Source organism: Iodidimonas nitroreducens (assembly GCA_000710935.1).
Taxonomy (GTDB): Bacteria; Pseudomonadota; Alphaproteobacteria; order Sphingomonadales; family Rhodothalassiaceae; genus Iodidimonas; species Iodidimonas nitroreducens.
Genome location: BAYV01000011.1, coordinates 48005 through 73751, shown reverse-complemented (window position 1 = coordinate 73751; position 25747 = coordinate 48005). Strand labels below are relative to the sequence as shown.

The following is a 25747-nucleotide window of genomic DNA, read 5'->3' as shown; positions in this document are numbered from 1 at the left end:
GATCGAACGGGCAATCCTTTTCACCCGTTTATTTATATGACTTATGATATTAAATATCTTTAGTCAAGCTGGCACATACCCCTTTTCAGCATTCTGCGCTTTATAAGGGTTAAATTTGCAAGTTATTGTAAATAAGCAATTTTTAGTCAAAATGAAAAAGACCCAAAGACCGGCGCGCCAGATGGCGGTGATCTTTGGGCCCTCAAAAGCTTGGACACATGTAGGATTTTTTCACACAGTCAGAAGACGGCTCGCGGCCAAAGCATAGGCCGGCCGCTTAATCCGGTCGCTTACTCCGCTTCGGCGGCACGCTCTAAAAAAGCTATGACATCCAAGCGATCCTGTTCCTTCCGCAGACCGGGAAAGGCCATGATATTCCCGGGAATAAACGCCCGCGGATTTTCCAGATATTTCGAGATGTTTTCCTCCGTCCATGTGATATCGGATGCTTTCATGGCATCGGAATAGCGGGGAAAGCCCTCAGCCGTAGCCGATTGACGGCCCACCACGCCATAGAGCGAGGGGCCCACGCGATGCTGGCCTTCGGTGACCGTATGGCAAGCCTGGCAGCGGCGGAAAATCTTCGCCCCCTCATCGGCATTGCCTGCTTCCTGAGCCATCACAGGCAAGGCAGAAACGCCCGCGCCCAAAGCCCCAAAACCTAAAACCGCTAAGATCGCCGATAATAAACGCATCCTTGGCACATCCACTCTCCTTTTATAGCTGCCTGGTCTTTACAACACATGAGCCATGATCCCGGCCAATGATCTTACCGGACATGAAAGACCGTTTATCATAGCCTATAAAACAGATATGGCATGAATGAGGAGATCGAAAAGGGCGGTCTATTGTCGCGCCCTGCTCCGCTTCATCCCTCGCCATCATGTTTTGGCTTATTGCCCGCCCAGAACCGCCTTCAGATCCGGCACTAAGGGCCGCACCGTTTCGATATTTTGTTCCGGGACATCCTTGATCGCTGCCAGCATGATCTTCATGCCTTCGATCTGTTCGCGCACCGCTTGGGGCATCTGCGCCAGCATGTCCGGGGTCATCTGTTCGGCCATGGCCCGGCTTTCATCGGGAATATTTTGCATTTCCATGGCCATGAAAGCGCCCATCACCTGATCGCCAACTTTGGCCCATTCATCCACATCGGAAAAACCATGATCGGCGGCCACATCCTTCATTTTCTGGTAGCTTTCGGGGGCGGCCGTCTTCATCCAATCCGTGCCCCGCTGATAGGGGGAAAAGCCATGCTCGGCGCTGGGCTTCAGGGCATTTTGAAAACCTTCAGCCAAGCCGCTTTCCTGTAAATCTTCACCCAAACGGATCACCTCTGGCAGGCTTTCAATGAACCGCGTTGCCGATGATGTTTCCAGATCCTGCGCCGCCAATGGCATCGCAAACAGGCAAAAAAGAAGGGCGAATCCCATTTTGAGGCGCATCATAAAATCCTTGCATTATTCACTTTCATTGAAAGACAACCGCCTTTCATGCATGGCTTCAGTTCTTAGCAGGCGCATCCGCCTGTCGGCAAGCGATCAACCCGCCCACCGGCCGCATCTGGTCCCAGCCATCGAGGCCGCTCAGGCGCAGCGTGCCTTTAGGGACCAGCGCACCACCGATGATCTGCTCGCTGATCTCAGTTTCAAAGCTCAGTTGAAGCCGCAAAGCGCCATCCGCCGTGGCAAAAATCTGACGGGTAAAATATCCGGCTTCCACATCCCCCTCGGCCGCAATCCGGGGGATTGTCATCAGCGCCCCATCGATGCGCATCAAGGCTGCGGCGGATGCGGAATTTTCATAAAAAACCAGCGCCGGTTCGGGGGTTTTGGAAAAGAGAAACAGCCCGCAGGTGCCCGCCGGCAGGTCTTGGGAGGGCAGCCGCCCGATTCTGTGCAGGCCCTCATCATCCCAGATAGACGCTGCCGGGTTTGATGCTCTGGGGGATAAAGGCGCGGATGGCGAACCCGTTGTGCAGGCGGCCAATAAAAGCCCCGCCCCCAGCAACAAAAACACCACCCGCCCCAGCCGCAACATAAGACCAACAATATAATGGCACATAATCATCAGCCGTCCTTTCTGCCAAGGGAAAGCGGCACCAATGGGGCACCGGGGCTTGCCTGCTGAAAGAGATAGCGGCGGCCATCGGCGCGAAAGCCGAGCATCGGCAAAAGCCCGGCCAAAGCTTCATCGGGCGCCTGGTCACGCATTTCAACCACCATATCCACCTGCCAATGCTGATCGGGGAATATCCGCATCAAAGCCTCGATCCTGATCTGTGCATCCTGCCCGCTAAGGGGCAAATGCACAATCTTATCGCGGCATAAAAGGCGTCCGTCCAATTCAGGCCCCACCCAGCCGAGCAGCGATTGGCTGCGGCTGAGGGCATCACTCCATAATGTGCCGGAAGCCGCGCGGCAGCCTTCCCCGGGCACGAACCGCAGATCATCAATGTCAGCGGTAAACCGCCCCAAAAGCGGCAGGCGCAGGGGTAATCCGACAAGCTCGCCCTCTAGCGCCCCCTCAATATCCAAAGCACCCCCAAACAGACCCATCACCGCGCGCCCCTGGCCCGTCAGATCGCCGCCCGCAAGCTGCCAGTCCATATCCGCCTTGCCCCGCCATAAAGCCCAGCCATCAAGGCGATAGCCAAAATCCCCCAGCAGGCGGCCATCAAGGCTCAGCCCATCCAATGTGCCCGACCACAGCGTGCCATCAACCAGCCTCACCCCCACCCCATTGGTGGCCATCAACCGATCCCCAAAGCTCCGCCAAACAAGCGAAGCGGGCAGCGTGGCGATCCATAAAACCAAGGCGGCCAGCACGAACAAAAGGATCAAACGTCCTTTCATCAAAACGCCCCTTTTTGCAGGCGGATCTGCGCCCGGATGCCTGCCTGTTCGCGATTATCAGACAGGCTGGCCCGCATCACCCTGATCCCATGTTCTGTTTGCAAATCGGCAATCCAGCTAAAAAGCTGCGGCGATGAAATCTGATCGAACCAGATCGTAACCCCGCCATCCTCTTCTGGCATCAGGCGGGTCATCGACAGGCCCTTTTCGCTGGCCGTGCGGCTGATGATGCTGCGCACCGGATCCGCCGTCGCATTGCCCTTGCCCGCCAAAGGGGCCATGGATTTTTGACGGGCGCGCAAGGCCAGCACATCGGCGGCCAGCCCTTCGATCTCCTCAAGAGTGGTTAAAGCGCTTTGGCGCACCGCCATCTGCTCGGCCCGATAATCCAGCAAAGGCCGCAGGATAAATTGCCAGCCCCCAAGGATCAGGAGAATCAAAGCCGCACCCTGCAAAAGCCTGCGTTCCCGACCGCTCAAATCCATCCACCAGCTTTTCATGAGGCCATCCTTATCACCACGCTGCCCTCGATCCGATCCCCCGATTGGCGCACCCCGCCATCTTCGAGCACCCCACCGCCCGCCTCGATGGCGGCCTTCAAGGCTTCCAGATCATCAAAGCCCTGATAAACCAGATCGCAATGAAGGCTTTCGCTTTCATGATCATAGCGCATCATCACCAATTGCAGGCCCGGCTTTTGGGCAAGGGCATCCACCAAAAGACCCGCAAGACGCAGGAAACCGGCCCCGCCCCCCGCCGCCATCAGGCGGCTGCGTTCCTGATCCAATTGCGCCCGGGGATTGATGATCCGCTTCTGATCGGGCATGGCATGGGAAAAAACCGCCTCGGCCCGCGCAAAAGCGGCATCGGCTTCCGCCGCATAGCGCTGGCCATCCAGATAAAGCCACAGCCCATGGCCGAAAAATACCAGCGCCAAAAGCCCCGCCAAAAGCCGCAAGGCCCGCATATCAGGCAGAAAGGCCGAAGCCCGCCGATAAGGCCCCTGCAATAAATTGGCCGCCGCCCCCTCAACACCGCGTTTTCGCAGATGATCAAGCAAAGATGGCGGCGTAGGCGCATGGTCGATTTCCCAAGCATCCGGCAATAAATCGGCGAGATCCCGGGCCAGTTTCGCCCCCGCACCCGCCTGCTCGCCTGCCCGATCATCCACATATAGACGCAGATGGCCGCCGCCCCCATGGGCCAGCATCGCCGCCCGCCAGGAATGCGTTTTTAACACCGGGATCAGATGCTCGGCTTCAATCGCAAAGCCATCATCGGGCCCCAAGGCGACGATCATCATCTGACCATCGGCAAAAATCTGCACTTCTTTTTCCGATTGCCCCGATGCCAGCGCCAGATAATCAGGCAGCATCAGATGCGGGGTCACGCCGCAATCATGCAGGCGCGCGATCCACCCCGCCATCAGCCGATCCGAAAGCGCCAGAACCAAACGCCGGGATGGCCCATCGCCCGCCATCGAGGGCTGATCGGCGGGGGCCAGCGCCACATGCAGCCGTTCATGATCATGGGCCAGATCATCATCAAGGGCGATGGCTGCTGCGGCTTGCATCTGCGAAAACCGGGCCGGGGGCAAGGCCATGAACCGTGAGGCCACATCACTGCCCGGCACCAGCGCGATGATCCGATCTGCCGCGGCCGCCGCTTTTGCCAGATCTTCGTTTGCCCGTTCTTCGTTTGCGAGACTCTCGGACAGTGGCGCATCAGACAAGACGATCCAATCCAAAGGATCATCCGGCAATGCGGGAAGGCGGATCAAAAGCGTTCTGGTCATAGATCCTGTCCGATCTGCCGACGATGGCGGGTCAGCCGCCCATTGGCTGCCTTTTCAAAAAGCGTTTGAATAACAAGGCTGCGGCTATCCAGTAAAATGGTTGATCTGATCACGAAAAATCGGGTTTTTACCCCGATGCGCTGCTGCATCTCGCTGGGGATAACCATCGATCCGAACAGGGGCTGCGCCAAAAAGCTGCCCTGCCCGCGATAGCCGCCTTCGGGGCGATCAAGAATCAGCCCGCGAAGCTGGCTTTCGGTGAAGCGATCCCCGAAAATCATCGCCAGCAGCGGCCATTGGCTGGGGCCCAAAGTATTGATATTGATCACCGATGGCCCGGCCATGGGCAAAACACAGAGCCAATCGCGCAGGGTTTGATAAAGCCCCGCATCCATCCCCTCCACAGCCCGCATTTCCATGCCCTCGACCATCAGGCTATCGGCGGTTCTATAGCCGATATTCTTCCCCCCATAGGCAAAATCCTCGGCCCCGCGTGGGGAAACGCGCTGATCGCTATCGATCCAATCGCCAAAGCGGGCGATCAGCCGGGCGGCCTGTGCCTCATCCACATCAAGGTGATCCAAAAGCCGGGCCAATTCTTCGGCAGCTAGGGAGTCGATCACCAGCCGCCCCCCCATATCGCTGACCAATCCATTGATATTAAAACAATTCCCGCCATCGATGATCCTCCCCCTGATAAGCCCGCCAGTGATGGGAAAGATCTGTTCGCCCTGCGCCCAGGGGCTTTGAAGGCTATCGCGATCCGGGCTGATCCGATGGCTTTGGGTGATCACCGCTGCGGCCAGTTCCTCGGCCCCCAAGGCATACCAGAAGGCCTGATCGGATTGCCGCAGCAAAGCCAGCTTTTCTATGGCCGCGCGCCCATCCGCCAGCATCACCACCGCCATGGCCGATAATAACGCCACCAGCACCAGAACGCTGAGCAAAGCCGCACCCTTTTGGCGGGGATCGGGATCGTACACCCTCATCCTCATGGCCCTCCGGGAAGCAGGAAAAGCTGCCGCAAAGACCCCAGGCTTTGGCTTTTGGTGATGATCTCTAATGCCCGGGGGAGCATCACCAGATTGCCGCCAGCGATGGCGGCATTGCCCCCGCTGCGCAGCTCATAGCGATCAAGCCATTGATCCCCCACCCGAAAACGCAAGGAAAGGCTTTCAATACCCAAAAGCAGAGGCTGATCAAAACAGGGGGTTTCGGGCACCCGATCCGGATAAAGGCAGGCCCGGCGGATCAGCACCCCATCCTGCAGCCGATAATCCACCCATTGCAATCCGCCGCGTGGCAAAAGGGCATCGGGATTATCCCAGCCATGCCGGGTCAGGATCAGCAGGGGTTGATCCGCGCCGCTTTGATCATTGCCATAAAAAACAAAAGGCTGGCGATTGCCCATGGCATCGCGCACCGGGCGACGGGCGATCTGCGCGAAATCCGATTTCATCAAGGCCCGGGCTTTATTGAGGCGATCGAGATCATCCGCCAGATCGGCCATTTGCCCCCGACCATCCACCGCCACCGCCAGCACCCCGGCCCCTGCAGCGGCAATCACCGCGAAGATCGCCACCGCCAGCAGCACCTCAACAAGGGTAAAGCCGCCGGTTGCCCGCCGCCCTTGATCATCGCCTGTCATTTTTATGGGGCTCGCCTTGATCATGGGCTTGCCCTGCGAAATGCCGTGAGGCTGGCCAGAACATCCCCGCTGCCCTGATCCGGGGCGACCCTGCTTTCCTCAACGCGCCGCACATCGATCTCGATCCGGCTGATGGCAGGATCGGCGGTGGCGATGATCCGCCCGGTCCAGATCCACAACATCCCGGCTTCCTCGATCCGGCCCTGATCAATCCCCGGGCCGGATAATTGCGGCTGGCTCATCCATAAAACCATCTGATTTTCCGCCACGATCTGGGCCAAAGCCCGATCCCGCACCCCCCCGGATGTAACGAGGCTTTGGGTTTGCGCCGATAAAAGCGCCAGCACCGCAAGGGCAAAAACCCCCAAAGCCACCATCACCTCGATCAGGGTGAAGCCCGCCATGCCGCCTTTCCCGTTCATGGATTGCGCCTTTGCAGATCAAGGGCGATATGGCCATTGGCCTCGATCCCGATCTCTGCCTGCATATTTTGGCTCGCCAGCATGATCCGGGCCTGGCTCGCCTGCCCGGTGCTATCGAAAAAAATCTGCGGTTCCCGGCTATCAAGGGCAAGGGGCCGGCCATTGCGTTCAATGGAAAGGGTGACATCCTCCGCCTGTTTATGGGGCCAGGGGCGATGCGCTCCGCCGCCCAAAGATCGGCTTTCAAAAGCCTGCCAGCGGCCTTCGTGGCGGCGATAAAAACCATAGCCATCGGGATCGATCAAAATGCCGATGCTTTGCCCGCCTAAAATCGCCATCTGCCCGGCCATCTCCAGGGAGCGGGTCAAAGCCTGCGCATTCTTCTCCACATCGGGGGTGGCGGGGGGAAGGCTGAACACGACCACGACCGATGACAATCCCACCACGAAAAGGACCAGCATCAATTCAATCAGGCTGAGGCCGCATTGCGGGCCAAAGGGGCGACAATCGGCCATGGCTCAATTCCAGTTGCCCAGATCCGCATTCTGCCCCTCGCCGCCCGGCCGACCATCGGCACCATGGGAAAACACGTCGAATGTGGATCGCTCCCCGGGATAAAGATACAGATAGGCATTCCCCCAGGGATCGGCCGGCAGGCGTTTGATATAGCCGCCGGTGCGATAGCGTTCCGGGCGATTTAGCCCCCCGGGGGCGCTGAGCAGGGCTTCCAGCCCCTGTTCCGTGCTGGGGTAGGCGAGATTATCCAATCGGTACATTTCAATCGCCTGCTCAAGGGTGGCGATATCCGTGCGCGCCTTATCCACCATCGCCCGATCCTGGCTTGGCAAAACATTGATCACCACCACCGTTGCCAAAAGGCCGATGATCACGATCACCACCATCAGTTCGACAAGGGTGAAGCCCGCCTGATGATCCGCACGCGGATGGCGGGACTGTGCAGCATGAGCGGTCATGGTCATCTCCTTATAACAGGCTTAAACTGTTTAATTGCAAAATCGGCAGCAGGATCGACAGCACGATCAGCGCAACCATCGCCCCCATGATGATAATGATCGCCGGTTCCAAAAGGCCCAGCGTGATCTGGGTTGCCTGTTCAAATTCGCTTTCCAGATAATCCGCCGCCTTTTCCAGCATCTGCGGCAATTGCCCCGAACGCTCCCCCACCGCCGACATATAAACGATCAAAGGCGGGAAAACCGCCAGCCGCCGCAGCGCCTGCGCCAAAGCGCTGCCCTCGCGCACCTGCGTGATTACCTGCCCCAAAGCGTCCTGCAATGGCATCGACCGCAAAACCGGCCGCGCACTTTCAAGGGATTCCACCACCGGCACCCCCGAAGCCACCAGGGTGGCCAAGGTGCGGGCCAAGCGCGCCCCTTCCACGGCGCGGATCAGCCGCCCCAATATGGGCATCGCCAAAAGCCAGATGCTCACCCGGCGCGCCACGGCTTCCCGGCGCAAGGATAGGCGCACCGCCCCCCCAACCCCGCCAAGACCAAGCAAAATCATAAGCCCATGATCCCGGATGATATCCGACAGGCTGATCATGAAAAGCGTAAGGGCTGGCAGGCTTTGGCCCAGATGGTCGAATTGATCCACAACCTTTGGCACCACAAAGGTCATCAGGGCGATGATCACAACCACCGCCGTGATCGCGAGCATGATGGGATAGATCAGGGCGGTGACGATTTTGGTGCGCATCGCCCGGGATTTTTCAAGATGCACCGAAAGCCTGAGCAAAACCGTGCCCAAAGCCCCCGATGTTTCCCCGGCATCGACCAAAGCCCGATAAAGCGGATTGAAACTGCCGGGATGCCGGGCCATCGCCTGCGATAAGCGGCGGCCCTCCATCACATCGGCCCGCACCGCCAGCAAAATCCGCCGCACCGCCCGATGATCGGCCTGCATAGCAATGGATTGCAGGGCTTCATCCACCGGCGCACCGGCATCGAGCAGGGTTGCCAATTGGCGGGTCACAAGGCTTAATTGCTTCTGATTCAGGGAGCCCTTTGGCCCCATCTTGTTTCTCATCCTGCTCTTGGCCGTGCTTTCGGCCTCTGCCCCCTGCCCGGCGCTGCCCATGCCCCCTTGGGCCAGACCAAGGGCCACCGGCATCAGCTTTCTGGCACGCAGATCAAGCCGCGCCTGCCGGGGGCTATCGGCGGTGATGATGCCCTTCCGGCTTTTGCCTCTGGCATCCAGCGCTTCATAATCAAAGGCTGGCATCCGTTGCTCCTTTTGGCTGACACACCCGCAAAAGCTCGGTGAGGCTGCAGGCCCCATCGAGGCAATGATCAAGCCCGCTTTGCAGCAATGTCTGGCGCTTCATGAAGGCCACCTCGGCCAGCGCATCTTCGGTCGCATTGTCATGGATCATCTGCCGCAGCTGATCTTCGATGGTGACCAGTTCATATAGCCCGATCCGCCCCTCGTGGCCGCTGTGATTGCACCTGTCGCAGCCCTTGGGGCGATAGAGCAGCGGCGCAGGGGCTGCCGCATCAAGGCCCAAAATCCGCCGTTCCGCCGGATCGGGGGCATAAGCCTCTTTGCAATGGCTGCATAAACGCCGCACCAGCCTTTGGGCGATGATCGCCTTCACGGTCGAGGCCAGCAAAAAAGGCTCCACCCCCATATCACGCAGGCGGGTGATGGCCGCCACCGCCGAATTGGTATGCACGGTTGAAAGCACCAGATGCCCGGTAAGGCTGGCCTGAACCGCAATCTGGGCCGTTTCCACATCGCGGATTTCACCCACCATCACCACATCGGGGTCCTGGCGCAAAATCGCCCTGAGACCAGCGGCAAAGCTCATCCCCACGCGGCTGTTCACCTGTGTTTGCCCCACCCCATCAAGGGCATATTCCACCGGATCTTCAATGGTGAGAATATTGCGGCTGCCATCATTCAACTGGCTCAGGCCCGCATAAAGGGTGGTGGTTTTGCCCGATCCGGTGGGCCCGGTCACCAAAATGATGCCATTGGGCTGGGCCAATGCCTGCTGCAAATCGGCAAGGGCTCGGCGGCTCATGCCCAAAGCATCAAGATGGAAATGCGCCTGATCCTTATCAAGCAAGCGCATCACCACCCGCTCCCCATGGCGCGAGGGCAAAGTCGACACCCGCACATCGATGCTTTTGCCGCCCAAACTCAAAGACACCCGACCATCAAGGGGAATGCGCTTTTCGGTAATATCGAGCCGGGCCATCACCTTGATCCGCGAAATCAGCCGTGGCGCCAAACGCGGCGGCAGGCGCAGGGCCTCATGCAAAATGCCATCGATCCGAAAGCTGATCAAAAGCGCCGGCTCGAAGGGGGCTATATGAATATCCGAGGCCCGCCGCCGCACAGCCTGCGCGATCAACCCATTGATCAGCCGAATGATCGGGGCATCATCGGCGCTATCCAAAAGATCGGCGCTTTGGGGAATATCATCGATCAGGCTATCGAGATCATGATCCCCTTCCCCGGATGCCAGATCATCCCCGGCCATGCCCTCTAGGGAATAGCGTTCCGACAGCAGCCGGTCAAAATCCGCACCGTCCAAACTATCCACGCGCAGCGGACGGCGCAAAACCCGCCGGGCTTCCAGCAAAGCATGGCCGCCCAGGGGTGCGCGCGCCCCCAAAACCGCCTTTGTCCCATAATCAAGCAGCACCACATCATGGGCCCGGGCAAAGCCATAGCTCAGGCGCGGGGCCTGTTCCTCCCGGCTTTCCTCCGCCGCTGCATCAAAGGCATCCGGCGTTACGATCTCAGGGTTGGGGTTGGTCATCGGGGCCTGCTCCCAAAACCTTATTCAGATAGCTATCAAGCCGGGCTTCGCCACCATCCGAGCGCAGCATCTGTTCCGCGCGGATATAATCATATTTGCGATCCGTCACGCTGGCGGCGGTCTTTTTATCGCGCACGATGGTGGGCCGGATAAACACCATCAAATTGGTTTTGGCGCGCGATCGGCTTTCAGAGCGAAACAGGCGCCCGATGCCGGGGATATCCCCCAAAAAAGGCACTTTTTGCAGGGATACCCGCTCATCATCCTCGATCAGCCCACCCAAAACGATGATCTCGCCATCATCCACCATCACCGTGGTGGTAATTTCGCGCTTATTAAAGATCAGTTCCGATGAGGCCGCGCTCACCGGCCCTAAAATGCTCGATACTTCCTGACGGATGACCAGCCGCACCGTATTGCCTTCGGTGATCTGCGGGCGCACTTCCAATTGCACCCCCACATCCTTGCGCTCAACCGTGCGAAAGGGATTGACCAGATCCGCCCCCACCACTTCGCCCGTGGTGATCGGCACTTCCTGACCCACCGAAATATTGGCCAATTCATTATCCATGGTCATGATATGCGGGGTTGAGAGTACATTGGATTGCACATCTTCGGCCAGCGCCGTGAGAATAACCCCGAATAAAGTGCCATTATTGGTCAGCCCGCCAATGCCTGCGGCAAAACCGCCAACGCCGAGCAAAGAGCTGATCGCCGCCTGCTGCAGGCCATCAAGGAGATCACTATCGCCGCTGGTTTGCTCCCCCACGGCAATCGCCCCGGTGGCGGCCAGAATATCGGGCGCGGTATTGGAAAAATTGGTTGCAGTGAAAGGGATATTGCTGCCCGAACCACCCCCCAGAACATATTGCAGGCCCAGATCCCGGGCCGCATTATCCGACACTTCGACAATGATCGCCTCGACCAGCACCTGTGCCCGGCGAATATCAAGCTGATTGATCACCTGTTCCAAAGCAAGCAGCATATCGGGCTCGGCACTGATGATCAGGGCATTGGTTTCTTCATGCATGGCAATGCTGGCACGCCGTGGCCCCGCCGCCGCCTCTCCCCCTGATGTCGCCAGCGATTGCGAGACCTCCTGCAGCAGGCTCACAAGCTCGGCGGCTTCGGCATGTTTGAGATAAAAAACCCGGATCGAACTGCGCGCCGCACTTTTGCCGTCGATATCTTCGATGGTTTCCATCAAATCTGCCAGCGCCTTTGGCTCGCCGCGCAAAACCAATGTATTGCTGGCCACAACCGGCACCACCCGGGGCGCTGCACCGCCGCTGCCGGGTTCGGCATTGCGGCTTTTACCCAGAAGCTCATTCAAAATCCCGGCCATTTCAGTGGATGAGATATTTTTCAATTCCATCGTGCGGGTGATCGATTGATCGGCATCGATCTGCGCGATGATCCGGCGCAAACGATCCATATTCGAGGCATAATCCACAAGGATCAGAAAATCGCTGCCCGCTTGGGCAATCGCCCGGCCATCCGCACTGATGATCGGCTGCACCGAACGCATGGCCATGGGGCCATCGACACGGCGAAGGCGGAAAATTTCGGTTACGAAACGATCTTCTTTCCCTTGAGCTTCAGGCCCAAGCGGCTGCGCCTGCTGGGCGGCGCGGCTTTCTTCAATGATTTTATAGGCCCCGGATGCGGTGGGGGTCACGGTAAAGCCATGCACCTGCAAGGTGGATAAAAACACATCAAAGACCGCAGCGGGGCTCACTGGCTCTTCAGAAATCACCGTGACCTTTCCCGTGACCCGAGGCCCCACGATAAAGGCCCGCCCGGTCATCATCGACACATCTTCGATGAAGGCGCGAATATCGGCATCGCGAAAATTAAGCACCTGCCCCTCTGCCCGGGCCCGCCCCGCAGCCAGACCTTGGGGATTATCCTGCGCCATGGCCACATCAGAAAGGCCGAACACCGCCAGAAGGGCCCATCCCCCTATGCTGGTGCTGGCCCCAAAACCGGATAGTGTGACCGCATAGGCCAAAATCCCGGCAGTCAAGCCAAAGCGCCCGGACCTACGCCTTGTCTCCCCGCTCTGTGGTCTTGATGTCATTCCCGTGGCTTACTCACCGAGCGCATGCTGATGGTTTGCCGCTCCCCTTCACGCTCGATTTCAAGGGTCACGGTTTTTGTGCCGCTTATCGATTGCGCCAGCCTTTGCAGATTGGCGACCGAGGTCATCGGCACGCCATCAACAGAGAGCAGCACATCCCCTGAAATAAGACCATTTGATTGCAGGATTGTTGCAGTGCCCCGTTCTTTCATGATCAATCCGCTGATCGTTCCATTCTCGATCCGGGGGCTGATCTGAACGGATTGCAAAAGCCCTTCCAAATCAAGCATCTCAGCCTGCTGATCCACAGCTTTGGGCGGCTGATCGCTGATTTCGGGCACAGAAAACTTTTCTGCCGCAGGGCGTTTTCTATCGGTCAGATAAAGGCTTTCCCGGGCGCCTCCACGGTCGATGATCACATGGTCAGGAAGAATCTTGGAAAGGCGCACCCCATTAATCAGCCGATCGCCCTGACGATACACCTGTTGGCGATGATCGGGCGTGCGGATGATCGCCGTGGCCCGCTGTTCGGCATCATGGGGATCAAGGGCAACCCGCACCCCATAAAGCTTCAGATCAAGGCTGGTTTGGGGCAAATCCGCCGGGCTTTCGGCCTGCGGAGCATCATTTTGCCGACGTTCAAATGGATCATAGCTTTGAAGGATTTCAAGCTTTAAAGGCCGGGCCAAAGGCGGCGGCGCCCGCATGGGCAAAAGTGCCGAGACGGGGGCCGAAGGGCTGATGGAAAGCGGCGCGACCAGGGCCCAAAAAAGCCGCACGAACAGCCAGGCCAGCATGATCACAGCCGCGATCTGCAAAGCCATAATAGCGATCCGCACGGCCCCTTCGGCCCTTAACCCGGGCTTATCCATAAAGGCGAAGGCTGCCATCAAAAGCGCACCGAAGCACCAATGGAAATCTCGCGCCCAAGGCGAAAAGCTTCAACATCAAGCCCCCCCTGCACCAGCCGGAAATCTTCGCCTAAAAGATTATCCGCCTCGAAGCTGAAGGTCCACAAGCCACCAAAGATTTCCAGATCCCGGGCATAGGTCAGATTGACCATGACCGGCGGATCTTCAAACAAATCAGGGGCACCGGAAATCCCGATATCGGTGATCCGCTTACCGGTATAATTGACATTGATCGCAAGCCGTTCATCAAGATCAAGTGTTTGCCAGCCCAATTGGGCATTGCCCAGCCATTTGGATTGACCGGTCAGGCGGCGTTCAAGATTGGTTTGCGCCCCATTGGCAAAATCGGGATCAAGTCGACTTTCCGCATCGATGAAAGTGGCATTGCCTTTGAAAAAGAAGTCTCTGTTCTGGAAAAAATCGCCATCAAACCATTGGGCCAGCGGGATCAGCTTTTCCACTTCCAGTTCAATGCCCCATAAATCGGCACTATCGGCATTGATGAAGGTGCGCACCGGTTCATCGGCCAGAAAGACAAAAGTGCGTTCAATGGGATTATCAAGGCTTTTATAAAAGCCGCCCAAAGTGATCTGTTCACCATTGCCGAAATACCATTCCCAGCGCACATCATAATTATCGAATTCCGTAATCCCCAGAAAGGGATTGCCGATCACATCGCGATCGCGTTCGGGATCAAGAAAAGTCGATGACGACAATTCGCGCAAAGAGGGGCGGCCCAATGTTTGGCTGAAAGCCCCACGAAGCTGCATATTATTGGCAAATTCCCAGGTAAGCGTTGCCGAAGGCAGCAGCGAATCATTATCCAGCCGGGTTTCGATAGGGCTTCCATTGGGCAGGCTGATGGGGCTGCCGGGAATGGGCGTAAACACCGTTTCGGTGATTTGCAGGGAATTTTCCACCCGCACACCGGCGGCCAGCCGCACTGTATCCAGAATTTGCGCATCAAAACCGGCAAAGCCCTGCCAATTTTCAAAGCTGCCATCCGAAACATCGGATTGCCGTGTTGATTCGATCAACCGAATCTGCCCGGGGCCGATATTTTCCGGCGCAAAGATCAATTCGGGGATTTGCGTGCGCAGATCGAGCAAAGGCCCCAAGCCGCTGAGATTAAAGCTGAACCGACGAAACACGGATGTGCGCTGCTGATCGAAATAGCTCATCCCGAAATTGAGATCGACCGCGCGACCCCAAAGCGTCAGGCTTTGCCGACCATTAAAGCCCAGATCATAGACTTCATCATCCAAAGCCCCAAAGCTTGAAACATTCGATGAAGCGCCGGTGGGCAGGCGGAAGGTTTGATCAAATTCGGTAAATTCAAAGCGGAATGTGCGGCGCAGGGGTGCAGTCCGGCGGCCTTCAGAATAGGCCATGCGCCAATCGATCTTGGTATCCTGCAGCACAGGATTGTCAAAAAACGAGAAGAAATGCTCGCCTGAAAGCAAATTCATCCAAAGCTGCTCTTCCACCCATTCAGTGCGATTATCGGCCACAAGAGTGCCCGGATCATCCGCCGCCTCGCCTTTTTCGATGGCCGCTTCCCGGGTTGTTTTCCGCAGGATCAAAGTATCATATTTAAAGCTGTGATTATCATTGAGCTTCAGACCCACGGTGAGCAAACCATTGAGCTTGATTTCCCATTCCGTAGAGCGAAAGCCGCAATCATCGCCGCCGCCTTCAAATTCCTGACGTTCGCACACTTCCGGCGAAAAATCTTCGTTAAAGCCCAGGCTGCCATCGGCCCCCTGCACTGTTACACTGCGCCGGATGCCGAATTTATTTTGAAATTCGCTATCATAATTTGCCGCTGCGATGATGCCCAATTCCGCCTCATCGCCAATTTCATAACGCTGGCCCAAAGAGAAATTAACCGCCACATTGGGGGCATTGGTTTCGCTATCGATGGAATAACGATTTTGCGGCAAAGATTCACTGGCCGCTTCCAATTCGGCACCGCCAAGGGAATTGAGCGCCCCAATAGGCAGATCCCGCAGAATATTGGGGAGTTGACGTCCGCCCGTATCAACGCCCGAGATATCAAATCCGCTGCCTTCAACCGACAGGCCATCATCAAGGCTACTGGCCAGATCAAAGCCTGATGAGACACCAAAACTGATGAAATTTTCATCCGGCAGGCCCTTGGTCCGCAAGGCCACCACACCGCCGCCAAATTCCGAGGGATATTGCGATGAATGGGTTTTTTGTACCAGCACACTTTCCAGAAAACCGGCTGGAAAAACATCAAGGGGCACCACCCGTTCCAGCGGCTGCGGGCTGGGCAGTTCCGCCCCATTCAAAAGGGCTTTTGAATAGCGCTCGCCAAGGCCGCGAACGAAAACAAAGCCATCCCCCACCAGAGACAGGCCCGTAACGCGGCGCAGAGCGGCGGCGGCATCGCTATCGCCAGACAAGGCGAAATCTTCCGCATCAATTAGGCTCGATACTTCGGATGTGGCGCGCTTTTCATCGGGGATATATTTCCCGGAAACAACAATTTCTTCAATATCGGGCTCGGCTTGCGCCACCGCATCCCCGGCACCAAGGCCCAGAGAAAGCGTGGAAAAAGCAGTGCCAAGCAAAAGCTGCAGGCGATTGATATGGGCGGCTGACATGAAATTCCCCTAAGCCTTTTGGGCCTTTATTGAGGCTGCAACATAAGGTGACGAGGGGCGAGATGCCGCGGCAGAGATCACCCCGCCGCAGCATCCGCAGGTTTGGCTTAATTGGCAGGACGATCGAGCCAGATGGTCCAGCCTGCTGTCCAATCCGCCTCGGGGCTTTCGATGGCACCGATGAAATCGACACTGTCAAAGAAAGGATCGATGGCAGATGGGTCTTCAGCCGGGCGTTGGGCTTCATTCGCACCATTCACGAAAGCCTTGCCCCCGCCTTGGGGCACCTGAAGCGATGAGGCACCGATGGCATTGCCAGCCCCGGCTTCGAACCAGGCCTGCAGGCCGAAAGTCGTATCATCGGTTTCGTTCTCAATAGGGGCCGCGCAATCCAGCAGAGTATGACCAATGCGCAGGCCCGCCCCCGCTGCCGTGGCGTTTTGCGGATCAGCCTGAGCAAAGGTTGCGGGATCATCCAGATCGAGGCAGGCATCCGCAAAATTGCTGGCTACAGCATTATAAAGCTGCACCCCGGTGCCGCGCCGCAAAACGATCCCGGTATCACCGATGCCGCTATCAGCAGCACCAATCAGGGTCAGATTGGAAAGGATCGGCTGCGAACGCGGGGTGAAGTCGTTATTTTCTTCAAAATTATCCGCTTCGATCCCGCGATCAGAATTCGGCTGATTGGGATTTTGCAAAACCAGACCGAATTGCAAGCGACCCTGCCAGCCATCGGTCCAATCAATGGCATCATCATCCGAGCCGGTGACCACGATATGCTTCGCATCCACCGTGCCGCCAAAGAATTCAACACCATCATCGGCATTATTATGCACCTGCACGAAATCAACTTCGGTGCCCCGGCCCACGCCCTGCAGCGCCAAGCCGTTCAGCTCATTGCCCGGGGTGATTTCAAAACCGGTATATTTGATCTGCAAGAAATTGATCTGGCCGCTATCATCATCGGGATCATTGCCGCCAAATTCGCCACTATCGCCTTCGCCCAGCTTCACGCAAATCTCGCCGCTATCACCGCACACATTGATCGGTGCCCGGCCATTGACAATGAAACCGCCCCAAAGGCCGGTATCCAGATCCACATTGCGGGTTTCAGGATTGGTTGCCGTCATCACCACCGGCGCGCTCGCCGTACCATTGGCAAAGATTTTCGAGCCACGAGACACCACGAGGATCGATGAGGTATTCTCGCCCTGCAAGGTGACACCCGCATCGATGATCAATTCGCCCGGCGTGCGCCCGGCAATGGGATTGGCCGGATCGGGGCCCAGATCTTCGCCCACAAACACACCCCCGCGCAGGAAGTAATCCAGCCCGGCAACCAGCCGCACGGTTCCGGTCAAGGTGCCTTCCAGGATGCAGCTATCCCCATCGGCGGTTGGGGTCACGCCCACCACATTCGGGCAGGATGGATCGGGATTGAGCCCAAAGCTCCAGCCCAGGGTCCAATTGCCTTCCTGCTGCGCTGTACGGGCCTCTCCATTCGGGATGGCCCCGATGAAATCGACCGCATCAAAGAATGAATCGGCGCTGGCAATATCAAAGGCAGCCGCTGATGATTCGACCGGGCCATTGATAAAGCCTGAAAGCGATGAGGCACCGATGGCATTGCCAGCCCCGGCTTCGAACCAGGCCTGCAGGCCGAAAGTCGTATCATCGGTTTCGTTCTCAATAGGGGCCGCGCAATCCAGCAGAGTATGACCAATGCGCAGGCCCGCCCCCGCTGCCGTGGCGTTTTGCGGATCAGCCTGAGCAAAGGTTGCGGGATCATCCAGATCGAGGCAGGCATCCGCAAAATTGCTGGCTACAGCATTATAAAGCTGCACCCCGGTGCCGCGCCGCAAAACGATCCCGGTATCACCGATGCCGCTATCAGCAGCACCAATCAGGGTCAGATTGGAAAGGATCGGCTGCGAACGCGGGGTGAAGTCGTTATTTTCTTCAAAATTATCCGCTTCGATCCCGCGATCAGAATTCGGCTGATTGGGATTTTGCAAAACCAGACCGAATTGCAAGCGACCCTGCCAGCCATCGGTCCAATCAATGGCATCATCATCCGAGCCGGTGACCACGATATGCTTCGCATCCACCGTGCCGCCAAAGAATTCAACACCATCATCGGCATTATTATGCACCTGCACGAAATCAACTTCGGTGCCCCGGCCCACGCCCTGCAGCGCCAAGCCGTTCAGCTCATTGCCCGGGGTGATTTCAAAACCGGTATATTTGATCTGCAAGAAATTGATCTGGCCGCTATCATCATCGGGATCATTGCCGCCAAATTCGCCACTATCGCCTTCGCCCAGCTTCACGCAAATCTCGCCGCTATCACCGCACACATTGATCGGTGCCCGACCATTGACGATGAACCCGCCCCATTCCCCGGTATTGGGATCATTGGTGGCGTTGCCGGTAAAAATCGACCTCTGGGTGCGGCCAAATTCGGCTGCCAGCCCCAGATCTTCGGCGCTGGTCATCACCACGGGTTCGGTGGCCGTGCCATTCACGAAAATTTCTGAACCGCGGGATACAACAAGAATCGCATCCGTTGTCTGGCCATAAATCACTGTGCCCGGTTCGATGGTGAGGCTGGCCGCGCTGCGCCCGGCAATGGGATTTGCCGCATCGGGCCCCAGATCTTCACCCACAAAGACCCCGCCATTCAGGCTATAGATATTATTGGCTGTCAGGGTCACATCCCCGGTCAAGGTGCCTTGGATTTCGCATTGGGTTTGTCCGGCAATCGTCAGTTCGCTGGTACCCGCGGGGCACGCACCCTCGCTGGGGGGCGGATCGCCGCCATCACCACCGCCATTCGTGGGGGGGGGCGTGGTCGTTGGCGGTGGTGTGCCGTCACCGGTGCCGCCTTCAGATATCAATTCGCTGGTGCTGTCACTGCACGCAGCGATGGCCAGCGACGAAACCAGGGCCAAAAGAGTTTGGCGTCTTTGATGATGATTAAACATGCTTTCCCCACAAGAGGTTGTGTGTGCAAACAAACAAAACTGGATCAACCCGGCCAAACGGCCATGCTGAACGGATGCCGCATCGCCCCTTCAACGGGAACGTGACTGTGGCTCGCGAAAAACTAATGTTGTTTGGTGACAGTTCTGTTTCACGGTCGTGACCATTCTGTCACAAGCCGTGGACACATCTTCTTTGGGGAATGGAAGCGTGGAGTCTCATGGGATTATGAAGATGAATTTTTTGCGGCACTGCTTCAAAGAGCACCACCCCGGGCGGAGGGCCGGGGTGACGAAAAAATATTACGGAATGTCGAAAAAAGGGCTGGAAATGCCGACTAGCCCCCAACGGCGGCCATCAGATTAGGCTCTGCATCCGAAGGCAGATACATGCCGCGCTGGCCACGCACCGGGCGAAAGCGATCGGTGATCCCCAAAACCGTTTCAGCCGCCCCCAAAAACAGGGTGCCATCTGTTGGCAAAAGGCCGCGCATCCGATCCAGCACATTCGATTTTGTGGGTTGATCGAAATAAATCAGAACATTGCGGCAATAGATCACATCAAATTTGCCAAGGGCGGCAAAATTATCGAGCAGATTGAATTCCCTGAAGGTGACCATCTTGCGGATATCTTCTGACAGACGCCAGATATCGCCCTCTTGGGTGAAATGTTTCATCAAAAGCTGGATGGGCAGGCCTCTTTGCACCTCGAATTGCGAATAAACACCATCCCGTGCCTTTTGCAAAACAGGCCGCGATATATCGGTGCCCACAATCTCGATGCTCCAATCCCGCCATTTGGCTTCCTGCTTTTTTAATTCAAAGGCAAGGGAATAAGGCTCCTGCCCCGTAGAACAGGCCGCGCACCAGATGCGGATTTTTTTGGTCGTGGACCGACGTTGATACAACATCGGCAGAACCTGATCACGAAACAGATCGAATGGGGTGCGATCACGAAAGAAAAAGGATTCATTCGTGGTCATCGCCTCGGTCACATCCCGCAACAGGGTTTCCGAGCCCGAGCGCCGTAATTCCGCGATCAAGGCATCGAGACTATCCATGCCCGAGCGCCGCGCCAGCGGTGTCAATCGCGATTCAAGCAGATAAACCTTATCGGGATTGAGGGTCAAACCCGAACGCCGCTTCAAAAGGCTGCTGAGGAAATCAAAATCCTGGGGCTTCATGGGTTGCCTCTCAGGCTTTTTATGATGATATCCGGGATTTCGGACAGCGGAGTCACCGCGCTGCATAATCCCGCCGTGGCCACCGCCCCTGGCATCCCCCATACGACACTCGAAGCCTCATCCTGGGCAATCAGCGTGGCACCGGTTCCCACGAGGTCTCGCGCGCCGCGCAAGCCATCATGTCCCATTCCGGTCAAGATCACAGCCAATGTCCGTGCGCCATAAAGACCGGCCACACTGCGGAACATGGGATCCACAGACGGCCGACAGAAATTTTCCGGTTCGTTTTGATCAAGCCCCAAAACAATCCCCGCTTCACCACGACGCATGGTCATATGATGATTACCGGGGGCGACATAGATATGCCCGGGCAACAGCTTTTCGCCATCTTTGGCCTCAGAAGACGGCAGGCCCGAAGCCCGCCCCAAATGATCGGCCAGAATAGCGGTGAAGGTGGCGGGCATATGCTGAACCACCAGAACGGGCAGATGCTTCACCGCATCCTTGATCCCGGTAAACACCTGAATCAAGGCCTGTGGCCCCCCTGTGGACGAGCCGATCACCAGAATTTCGGGCCGTGATTTGGATGGCGCGCGCAAGGTGATCTCGCGCTCGCCAACCCGCAGGGTTCGCAGCGCTCCGGCCGATGGCTCGGCCCCACGCCCGGGCCGCGCCATAGCGGGCCGGGATGCTGGCTCATCGCCCCGGCGCGCCACCACCTGATAGCTTGACCGTGCCCTTACCGGCGCGGTTGTTGCCGCCCCTTCACGCAGGCTGGGCACGCCCCCGGGGGTTTGACCGCCGGGCATTTCCTGACGCAGCGCCCGTCGCCGCGCTGCCCCATAAACCTTGACCTTTTCCACCAATTCCTGGCGGAAATCGATATTGGCATTCACCGCCCGGGTGGTTTCCGGCTTTGGCACATAATCAGAAGCCCCAAGCTGCAGGGCGCGCAGGGAGATTTCCGCATTTTTCCGGGTCAGGGTTGAAGCCATCACCACCCGCACATCGGGATCGGCCTCAAGGATTTTCGGCAAGGCGGTCATGCCATCCATTTCCGGCATTTCGATATCCAAAACAACGACTTCGGGCTTGGCCGTGTTCATCGTGCGCAAGGCCATGATGCCATTCGATGCCGTGGCAACAACCTTGATGGCTCCATCCTGCTCAAGATAACGCACAAGAAAACCGCGAATGACAGCGCTGTCATCAACAACCATCACACGGAAGGGATCTTTCACTTTCGCGTTTTCCTGTGTTCGATCAGAGCCATTCAAAATACTGGACACATTCACAATCCGGTTAATCTACATCAATCCGACTTGAGCAAATTTGGCTTCAATAATTTCACGATCAAAAGGCTTCATGATATATTCATCGGCCCCGGCTTCCATGGCCAAACGAATATGGTTCATGTCGTTTTCCGTGGTGCAAAAAACCACAATGGGCTGTTTGAGATTGGCGCGCCCCCGAATGGCCTTGAGAAATTCGAGGCCATCCATCACCGGCATGTTCCAATCCAACAACACCACATCAGGCAGCATCCGTTCGCAGGCTTCCAGAGCGTCTTTCCCGTCAACCGCTTCTTCAATTGAGAAATCCATTTCCTCAAGAATGCGACGCGCCACCCGTCGAATGACTTTTGAATCATCTACCACGAGGCAGGATTTCATAGTTCGGCTCCGTTCCCTGTTGCGATCACGCCTTACGCCCTCAAGCGGCAGCCGAAGATTCTGCGCTGCCCAGCACCGTTTCAACATCGAGGATCGCCAGCAATTCGCCATCAAGCCGATAAATCCCTCGGCTCACCTCCCGCCAACGCTGATCCATGGTCACTGGATTTTTTTCCATAACCTCTTTCTCAAGATTGAGAACGTCACCCACGCGATCAATCTGCAAGCTATAAGGCTCGCCACGAAATTCAACGACGATGCTCATATCTTTACCACCATCAGTGCGTTTCCCAAAGCCCATACGTTCCCGCATATTGATCGCCGTAACAATCCGCCCACGCAGATTAAGAACACCCGAAACCCAGGCCGGGGCCAAGGGAATGCTGGTGATTTTCTGTGCGCTCAAAACATCCTGCACCGAAAGTACGGGGATGCCCAAAAGCTGGCCCTCGAGCCGCATGGTCACGAATTCATGTCCTAATGAAGATGCCATTTTCAACCCTTCCTGATCTTATGTTCACGCTTAGGCAGCATCGCCTTGCAGCTTTAATTGCTGAGACAAACATTCCAAAAGCGCCTTGCGGTCGAATTTGGCGATATAGTCATCAAAGCCCACAGCCCGCCCGCGTTCCAGATGTTTGGGGCTGGAAAAGCTCGACAGGGCCACCATCGGGGTGTGCGCCCAGTGACCATCCTTTTTCAAAATACCCGCCAATTCAAAGCCATCCATGCCGGGCATATCGATATCGGAAATGATCAGATTGAAATGCTCACCCTTGTCGCGCAGATCGATGGCGGCCTGCGCATGATCAACACAGGTGAGATCATAGCCAGCCACCTTCAAAAGCGGTTTCAGCATGTTTCTGAAGAAAGCACTGTCATCAATCAGCAGAATGCGGGTGCCGCGTTCGGGGGCAACACCGCTATTCTGATCGCGGGATTTCAACCAATCGTCAAAAGCCTGACTTAAATAATAGGCGACATCGATCACCTCGGTCGCCTTGCCGCCGATGATCGCCGAACCCACCATCCCCGGCTTGCCGGAAACGATCTTGATATCGGCATGATCCTCTACGATGTCGAGAATTTCATCCACCGCCAAGCCCATGGTATAATCGCCATCGGTGAACACCAAAACAGCCTGCCGCCCCTCGGTTTTGAGGCCCGAAAGCCCCTCCGCCAGTACGATCGGCATCAAAGCCCCACGATATTGCACCACATGGCGGCCATCCGAGAGTTCGATCTTCTCCACTTCGATATCTTCAAGGCGCGCCACTAGGGGCAAAGGCACGGCTTTGCGGCTTTTCGCCCCCGCCCCAAAGAGCAGCAGTGATTCCGATTCATCCTTGATGGTCAATTGATTGGCAGCCGCCTTTTCGTCTACAGCACCGCTTTCCTGAACCACGCCGGAATTGGTCCGCTCGGCAATGCCATTGGGATCGAGAATCATGATCACGCTGCCATCACCCAGAATGGTATTGCCCGAATAAATCGACAGATCCTTGAGGATCGGGGCCACCGGCTTCACTACGATTTCTTCGGTATCATAAACCTGATCAACAACGATACCGAAGGTGAACGCCCCCACCTGGCTGACGATGATGAAATCATCCGAAGGGGCATCCTTATCCGCTACTTTCTTATCAGCATCTTGGGCCTTCTGATCCGATGCGCCATCAGCAGATTTTTTAAAGCCCAGAATATCATTGAGATAAACCAGCGGCAGCAATCGATTACGCAGCCGCAAAACCGGGGTGTTCTTGATCCGCTCGATACGATGATCGCTGCCATCAGCAGCCCGCACCAATTCCAGAACACTGATCTGGGGAACGGCGAAACGCTCGCCAGCAGCAGAAACGATCAGGGCCGAAACGATGGCCAGGGTGAGGGGGATCTTGATCTGGAAGGTCGTGCCCTTGCCTTCCACCGATACCATATCGATGGTACCGCCAATTTTTTCGATATTGGTGCGCACCACATCCATGCCCACACCACGCCCGGATACGCTGGTCACCGCCGCAGCTGTTGAAAAGCCTGCGTGGAAAACGAATTTCTGGATCTGAGCTTCCGACATATTGGCAAGCTCGGCTTCCGATGCCAGCCCTTTTTCCAGCGCCTTCTGGCGGATTTTATCGGCGGCGATACCGCGTCCATCATCGCGGATTTCGATGATGATATGGCCGCCTTCATGATAGGCGTTCAAAACGATGGTGCCATGCTCGGTCTTGCCCATCGCCACCCGTTCGGGCGGGGTTTCAATGCCATGATCGGCCGAATTGCGGACCATATGGGTCAGCGGGTCCTTGATCAATTCCAGAACCTGCCGATCCAGCTCGGTTTCCGAGCCGCGCATATCCAATTCGATCTTCTTATCAAGATCCATCGACAGATCGCGCACGATCCTTGGCAGCTTGGCCCAGGCATTGCCAATCGGCTGCATCCGGGTTTTCATCACCCCTTCTTGCAATTCCGTGGTGGTTTGCGAAAGCCTTTGGATCGGCACAGTGAATTCGCTGTCTTCTTTTTCGCGCACCATCTGCAAAAGCTGATTGCGGGTCAGCACCAGTTCGCTGACCATATTCATCAGATCTTCAAGCAGATCCACGGAAACCCGAATGGATTGGGATGTGCGTTTTTCAACCGATCCACCCCCACCATGATCATGATCATCATTGGCGGCGCCAGCACTGGCCTTCACCTTGGTCACATGCTTTTCCGAGGCCGCCAGCGCCGCATCGCGCACCAGTTCAAGGCTCATAACGGCATCATCACACACATCCGCCGCCAGCTTCACCTCTTTGAAAACGGCCTTCATCTCAGCGGCCAGCACATCGAATTGATCATTGCCAAAGCCCGGCTGCCCGATGATCGATGCCATCACATTATTGGATGAGCTTTCATCTTCCTTGAAAAGCGCGGTGAGCAGGCCAAGAAATTTGGCTTTCCGCAAATCATCGGGGATAACGCTGAAAAAACTGCCGATTTTCGCATGACGCGGCAGGCGATTGGCCAGTAAATGCGCCATCACCGCAATCGCATCCTCGCCCCCTGCGCGCTCGAACAGGCGCGCCCCGGCCATCGGCTTGGGCGTTGCTTGGGGCGCGGATGGCTGATCAGGCTCATCATCGGGGCCGGGGGCCTCCATGAAGGCACGCTCAAGCTCATCGAGGGCCACCTCGCCGGGTTTGAGCGGACGCCCAAGGCCAGCATCAGGATCAAGGCCGGCATCCGCCAGCGACGCATCCGGCTCGGTTGAAGCAACGATTTCCGGCGCTGTAGCAGGCTGAGAGGGAGGCTTGGCCGCGGCGCCCTTTCCTTCGGCAATGGCATCAAGACGGCCGATCAGCGGCCCATCGTCGCCTTCGGGCTCGGTTTCTGTTTGTTCAAGACCACTGAGGATTTCCTTGATTCGATCAAGGCTTTCCAGAACCACGGTCACCGCTTCGGGGGTGACCAGCAATTCGCCATCCCGGAATTTGCCCAGCACATTTTCTGATGCATGGGCTACCGATTCCAACCGTGGCAGGCCCAGAAAGCCGCAGGTGCCCTTGATGGTGTGCACAAGGCGGAAAATATTATCCAGAACGCCTTTATTATTGGGGTCTTGTTCCAGCTTCACAAGTTCCACATCGACCACATCGATGCTTTCCGCGGTTTCGGTCAGGAACTCATTCAGAAGGTCGTCCATGTGGTATATCCTTATGAAGCCAGCAGAAAAGTCAGGACAGGGCCGGATTTTTCACTGCCAGCCTTTCGCTTTTGCTTGAAAAACAAG

22 protein-coding genes are annotated in these 25747 nt (G+C 56.9%); all 22 read right to left on the bottom strand.

Annotation, left to right across the window (positions count from 1 at the left end; all coding sequences use genetic code 11):
• Positions 1-290: 290 nt before the first annotated feature.
• Positions 291-695: a c-type cytochrome gene (locus tag AQ1_RS05205; RefSeq protein WP_042084922.1), complete on the bottom strand. Its 405-nt coding sequence runs from the start codon at positions 693-695 to the stop codon at positions 291-293.
• A gap of 198 nt (positions 696-893) precedes the next feature.
• Entirely contained in the window at positions 894-1448 is a 555-nt protein-coding gene (locus AQ1_RS05200) for a hypothetical protein (protein WP_042084920.1), read from the bottom strand.
• Between the two features lie 55 nt (positions 1449-1503).
• Positions 1504-2064 carry a hypothetical protein gene (locus AQ1_RS05195; protein ID WP_150007096.1) on the bottom strand — a complete coding sequence of 187 codons (561 nt, stop codon included), beginning with the start codon at positions 2062-2064 and terminating at the stop codon, positions 1504-1506.
• Between the two features lie 5 nt (positions 2065-2069).
• On the bottom strand, positions 2070-2855 hold the full coding sequence (gspN, locus tag AQ1_RS05190) for a type II secretion system protein N (RefSeq protein ID WP_042084918.1): 786 nt from the start codon (positions 2853-2855) through the stop codon (positions 2070-2072).
• Positions 2855-3355 carry a type II secretion system protein GspM gene (gene gspM / locus AQ1_RS05185; RefSeq protein ID WP_042084916.1) on the bottom strand — a complete coding sequence of 167 codons (501 nt, stop codon included), beginning with the start codon at positions 3353-3355 and terminating at the stop codon, positions 2855-2857. The genes gspN and gspM overlap by 1 nt, the downstream gene beginning before the upstream one ends.
• Positions 3352-4650 carry a type II secretion system protein GspL gene (gene gspL / locus AQ1_RS05180; RefSeq protein ID WP_042084914.1) on the bottom strand — a complete coding sequence of 433 codons (1299 nt, stop codon included), beginning with the start codon at positions 4648-4650 and terminating at the stop codon, positions 3352-3354. Before gspL ends, gspM begins: the two co-directional genes overlap by 4 nt.
• The gene (gene gspK / locus AQ1_RS14430; protein WP_052370990.1) at positions 4647-5639 is read right to left on the bottom strand and encodes a type II secretion system minor pseudopilin GspK; all 993 of its coding nucleotides are present in this window, start codon (positions 5637-5639) and stop codon (positions 4647-4649) included. Before gspK ends, gspL begins: the two co-directional genes overlap by 4 nt.
• Before the next feature lie 2 nt (positions 5640-5641).
• The gene (gene gspJ / locus AQ1_RS05170) at positions 5642-6298 is read right to left on the bottom strand and encodes a type II secretion system minor pseudopilin GspJ (protein ID WP_042084912.1); all 657 of its coding nucleotides are present in this window, start codon (positions 6296-6298) and stop codon (positions 5642-5644) included.
• Positions 6299-6318: 20 nt separating this feature from the next.
• The gene (gene gspI, locus AQ1_RS05165; protein ID WP_052370988.1) at positions 6319-6720 is read right to left on the bottom strand and encodes a type II secretion system minor pseudopilin GspI; all 402 of its coding nucleotides are present in this window, start codon (positions 6718-6720) and stop codon (positions 6319-6321) included.
• Positions 6717-7235 (bottom strand): GspH/FimT family pseudopilin, encoded by a 519-nt coding sequence (locus AQ1_RS14425; RefSeq protein WP_052370985.1) that lies wholly within the window; start codon positions 7233-7235, stop codon positions 6717-6719. The genes gspI and AQ1_RS14425 overlap by 4 nt, the downstream gene beginning before the upstream one ends.
• A 3-nt stretch (positions 7236-7238) precedes the next feature.
• Positions 7239-7694 (bottom strand): type II secretion system major pseudopilin GspG, encoded by a 456-nt coding sequence (gene gspG, locus AQ1_RS05155; protein WP_042085079.1) that lies wholly within the window; start codon positions 7692-7694, stop codon positions 7239-7241.
• A 10-nt stretch (positions 7695-7704) separates the two neighbouring features.
• Entirely contained in the window at positions 7705-8964 is a 1260-nt protein-coding gene (gene gspF / locus AQ1_RS05150; protein WP_042084910.1) for a type II secretion system inner membrane protein GspF, read from the bottom strand.
• The gene (gspE, locus tag AQ1_RS05145; protein WP_081837097.1) at positions 8951-10510 is read right to left on the bottom strand and encodes a type II secretion system ATPase GspE; all 1560 of its coding nucleotides are present in this window, start codon (positions 10508-10510) and stop codon (positions 8951-8953) included. Before gspE ends, gspF begins: the two co-directional genes overlap by 14 nt.
• Complete coding sequence (gene gspD / locus AQ1_RS05140) at positions 10491-12536, bottom strand: type II secretion system secretin GspD (protein ID WP_161760439.1); 2046 nt, start codon at positions 12534-12536, stop codon at positions 10491-10493. The genes gspE and gspD overlap by 20 nt, the downstream gene beginning before the upstream one ends.
• A 50-nt stretch (positions 12537-12586) precedes the next feature.
• A complete protein-coding gene (locus tag AQ1_RS05135; RefSeq protein WP_042084908.1) occupies positions 12587-13462 on the bottom strand; it encodes a type II secretion system protein N in 876 nt (291 codons plus the stop codon).
• A 17-nt stretch (positions 13463-13479) separates the two neighbouring features.
• The gene (locus tag AQ1_RS05130; RefSeq protein ID WP_042084905.1) at positions 13480-16131 is read right to left on the bottom strand and encodes a TonB-dependent receptor domain-containing protein; all 2652 of its coding nucleotides are present in this window, start codon (positions 16129-16131) and stop codon (positions 13480-13482) included.
• Between the two features lie 107 nt (positions 16132-16238).
• Positions 16239-19118 carry a hypothetical protein gene (locus AQ1_RS05125; protein ID WP_152550391.1) on the bottom strand — a complete coding sequence of 960 codons (2880 nt, stop codon included), beginning with the start codon at positions 19116-19118 and terminating at the stop codon, positions 16239-16241.
• 335 nt (positions 19119-19453) lie between these two features.
• Positions 19454-20299, bottom strand: coding sequence for a CheR family methyltransferase (locus AQ1_RS05120; RefSeq protein ID WP_042084903.1), 846 nt, complete (start codon positions 20297-20299; stop codon positions 19454-19456).
• Entirely contained in the window at positions 20296-21519 is a 1224-nt protein-coding gene (locus AQ1_RS05115) for a protein-glutamate methylesterase/protein-glutamine glutaminase (protein ID WP_042085070.1), read from the bottom strand. The genes AQ1_RS05120 and AQ1_RS05115 overlap by 4 nt, the downstream gene beginning before the upstream one ends.
• A gap of 87 nt (positions 21520-21606) precedes the next feature.
• Positions 21607-21972, bottom strand: coding sequence for a response regulator (locus AQ1_RS05110; protein ID WP_042084901.1), 366 nt, complete (start codon positions 21970-21972; stop codon positions 21607-21609).
• A 40-nt stretch (positions 21973-22012) separates the two neighbouring features.
• Positions 22013-22465: a chemotaxis protein CheW gene (locus tag AQ1_RS05105; protein WP_042084899.1), complete on the bottom strand. Its 453-nt coding sequence runs from the start codon at positions 22463-22465 to the stop codon at positions 22013-22015.
• A 30-nt stretch (positions 22466-22495) separates the two neighbouring features.
• Complete coding sequence (locus AQ1_RS05100; protein WP_042084898.1) at positions 22496-25660, bottom strand: chemotaxis protein CheW; 3165 nt, start codon at positions 25658-25660, stop codon at positions 22496-22498.
• Positions 25661-25747: the final 87 nt, after the last annotated feature.

Excerpts from the sequence above, each read along its gene's own strand:
- AQ1_RS05130 (WP_042084905.1), bottom strand. The coding sequence starts at position 16,131 with ATGTCAGCCGCCCATATCAATCGCCTGCAGCTTTTGCTTGGCACTGCT.
- AQ1_RS05200 (WP_042084920.1), bottom strand. The coding sequence starts at position 1,448 with ATGATGCGCCTCAAAATGGGATTCGCCCTTCTTTTTTGCCTGTTTGCG.
- gspF (WP_042084910.1), bottom strand. The coding sequence starts at position 8,964 with ATGCCAGCCTTTGATTATGAAGCGCTGGATGCCAGAGGCAAAAGCCGG.
- AQ1_RS05125 (WP_152550391.1), bottom strand. The coding sequence starts at position 19,118 with ATGTTTAATCATCATCAAAGACGCCAAACTCTTTTGGCCCTGGTTTCG.
- gspN (WP_042084918.1), bottom strand. The coding sequence starts at position 2,855 with ATGAAAGGACGTTTGATCCTTTTGTTCGTGCTGGCCGCCTTGGTTTTA.
- AQ1_RS05115 (WP_042085070.1), bottom strand. The coding sequence starts at position 21,519 with ATGGTTGTTGATGACAGCGCTGTCATTCGCGGTTTTCTTGTGCGTTAT.
- gspL (WP_042084914.1), bottom strand. The coding sequence starts at position 4,650 with ATGACCAGAACGCTTTTGATCCGCCTTCCCGCATTGCCGGATGATCCT.
- AQ1_RS05135 (WP_042084908.1), bottom strand. The coding sequence starts at position 13,462 with ATGGATAAGCCCGGGTTAAGGGCCGAAGGGGCCGTGCGGATCGCTATT.
- gspJ (WP_042084912.1), bottom strand. The coding sequence starts at position 6,298 with ATGACAGGCGATGATCAAGGGCGGCGGGCAACCGGCGGCTTTACCCTT.
- AQ1_RS14425 (WP_052370985.1), bottom strand. The coding sequence starts at position 7,235 with ATGGCCGATTGTCGCCCCTTTGGCCCGCAATGCGGCCTCAGCCTGATT.
- gspI (WP_052370988.1), bottom strand. The coding sequence starts at position 6,720 with ATGAACGGGAAAGGCGGCATGGCGGGCTTCACCCTGATCGAGGTGATG.
- AQ1_RS05100 (WP_042084898.1), bottom strand. The coding sequence starts at position 25,660 with ATGGACGACCTTCTGAATGAGTTCCTGACCGAAACCGCGGAAAGCATC.
- AQ1_RS05110 (WP_042084901.1), bottom strand. The coding sequence starts at position 21,972 with ATGAAATCCTGCCTCGTGGTAGATGATTCAAAAGTCATTCGACGGGTG.
- AQ1_RS05205 (WP_042084922.1), bottom strand. The coding sequence starts at position 695 with ATGCGTTTATTATCGGCGATCTTAGCGGTTTTAGGTTTTGGGGCTTTG.
- gspM (WP_042084916.1), bottom strand. The coding sequence starts at position 3,355 with ATGAAAAGCTGGTGGATGGATTTGAGCGGTCGGGAACGCAGGCTTTTG.
- AQ1_RS05195 (WP_150007096.1), bottom strand. The coding sequence starts at position 2,064 with ATGTGCCATTATATTGTTGGTCTTATGTTGCGGCTGGGGCGGGTGGTG.
- gspE (WP_081837097.1), bottom strand. The coding sequence starts at position 10,510 with ATGACCAACCCCAACCCTGAGATCGTAACGCCGGATGCCTTTGATGCA.
- AQ1_RS05105 (WP_042084899.1), bottom strand. The coding sequence starts at position 22,465 with ATGGCATCTTCATTAGGACATGAATTCGTGACCATGCGGCTCGAGGGC.
- AQ1_RS05120 (WP_042084903.1), bottom strand. The coding sequence starts at position 20,299 with ATGAAGCCCCAGGATTTTGATTTCCTCAGCAGCCTTTTGAAGCGGCGT.
- gspG (WP_042085079.1), bottom strand. The coding sequence starts at position 7,694 with ATGACCGCTCATGCTGCACAGTCCCGCCATCCGCGTGCGGATCATCAG.
- gspK (WP_052370990.1), bottom strand. The coding sequence starts at position 5,639 with ATGAGGGTGTACGATCCCGATCCCCGCCAAAAGGGTGCGGCTTTGCTC.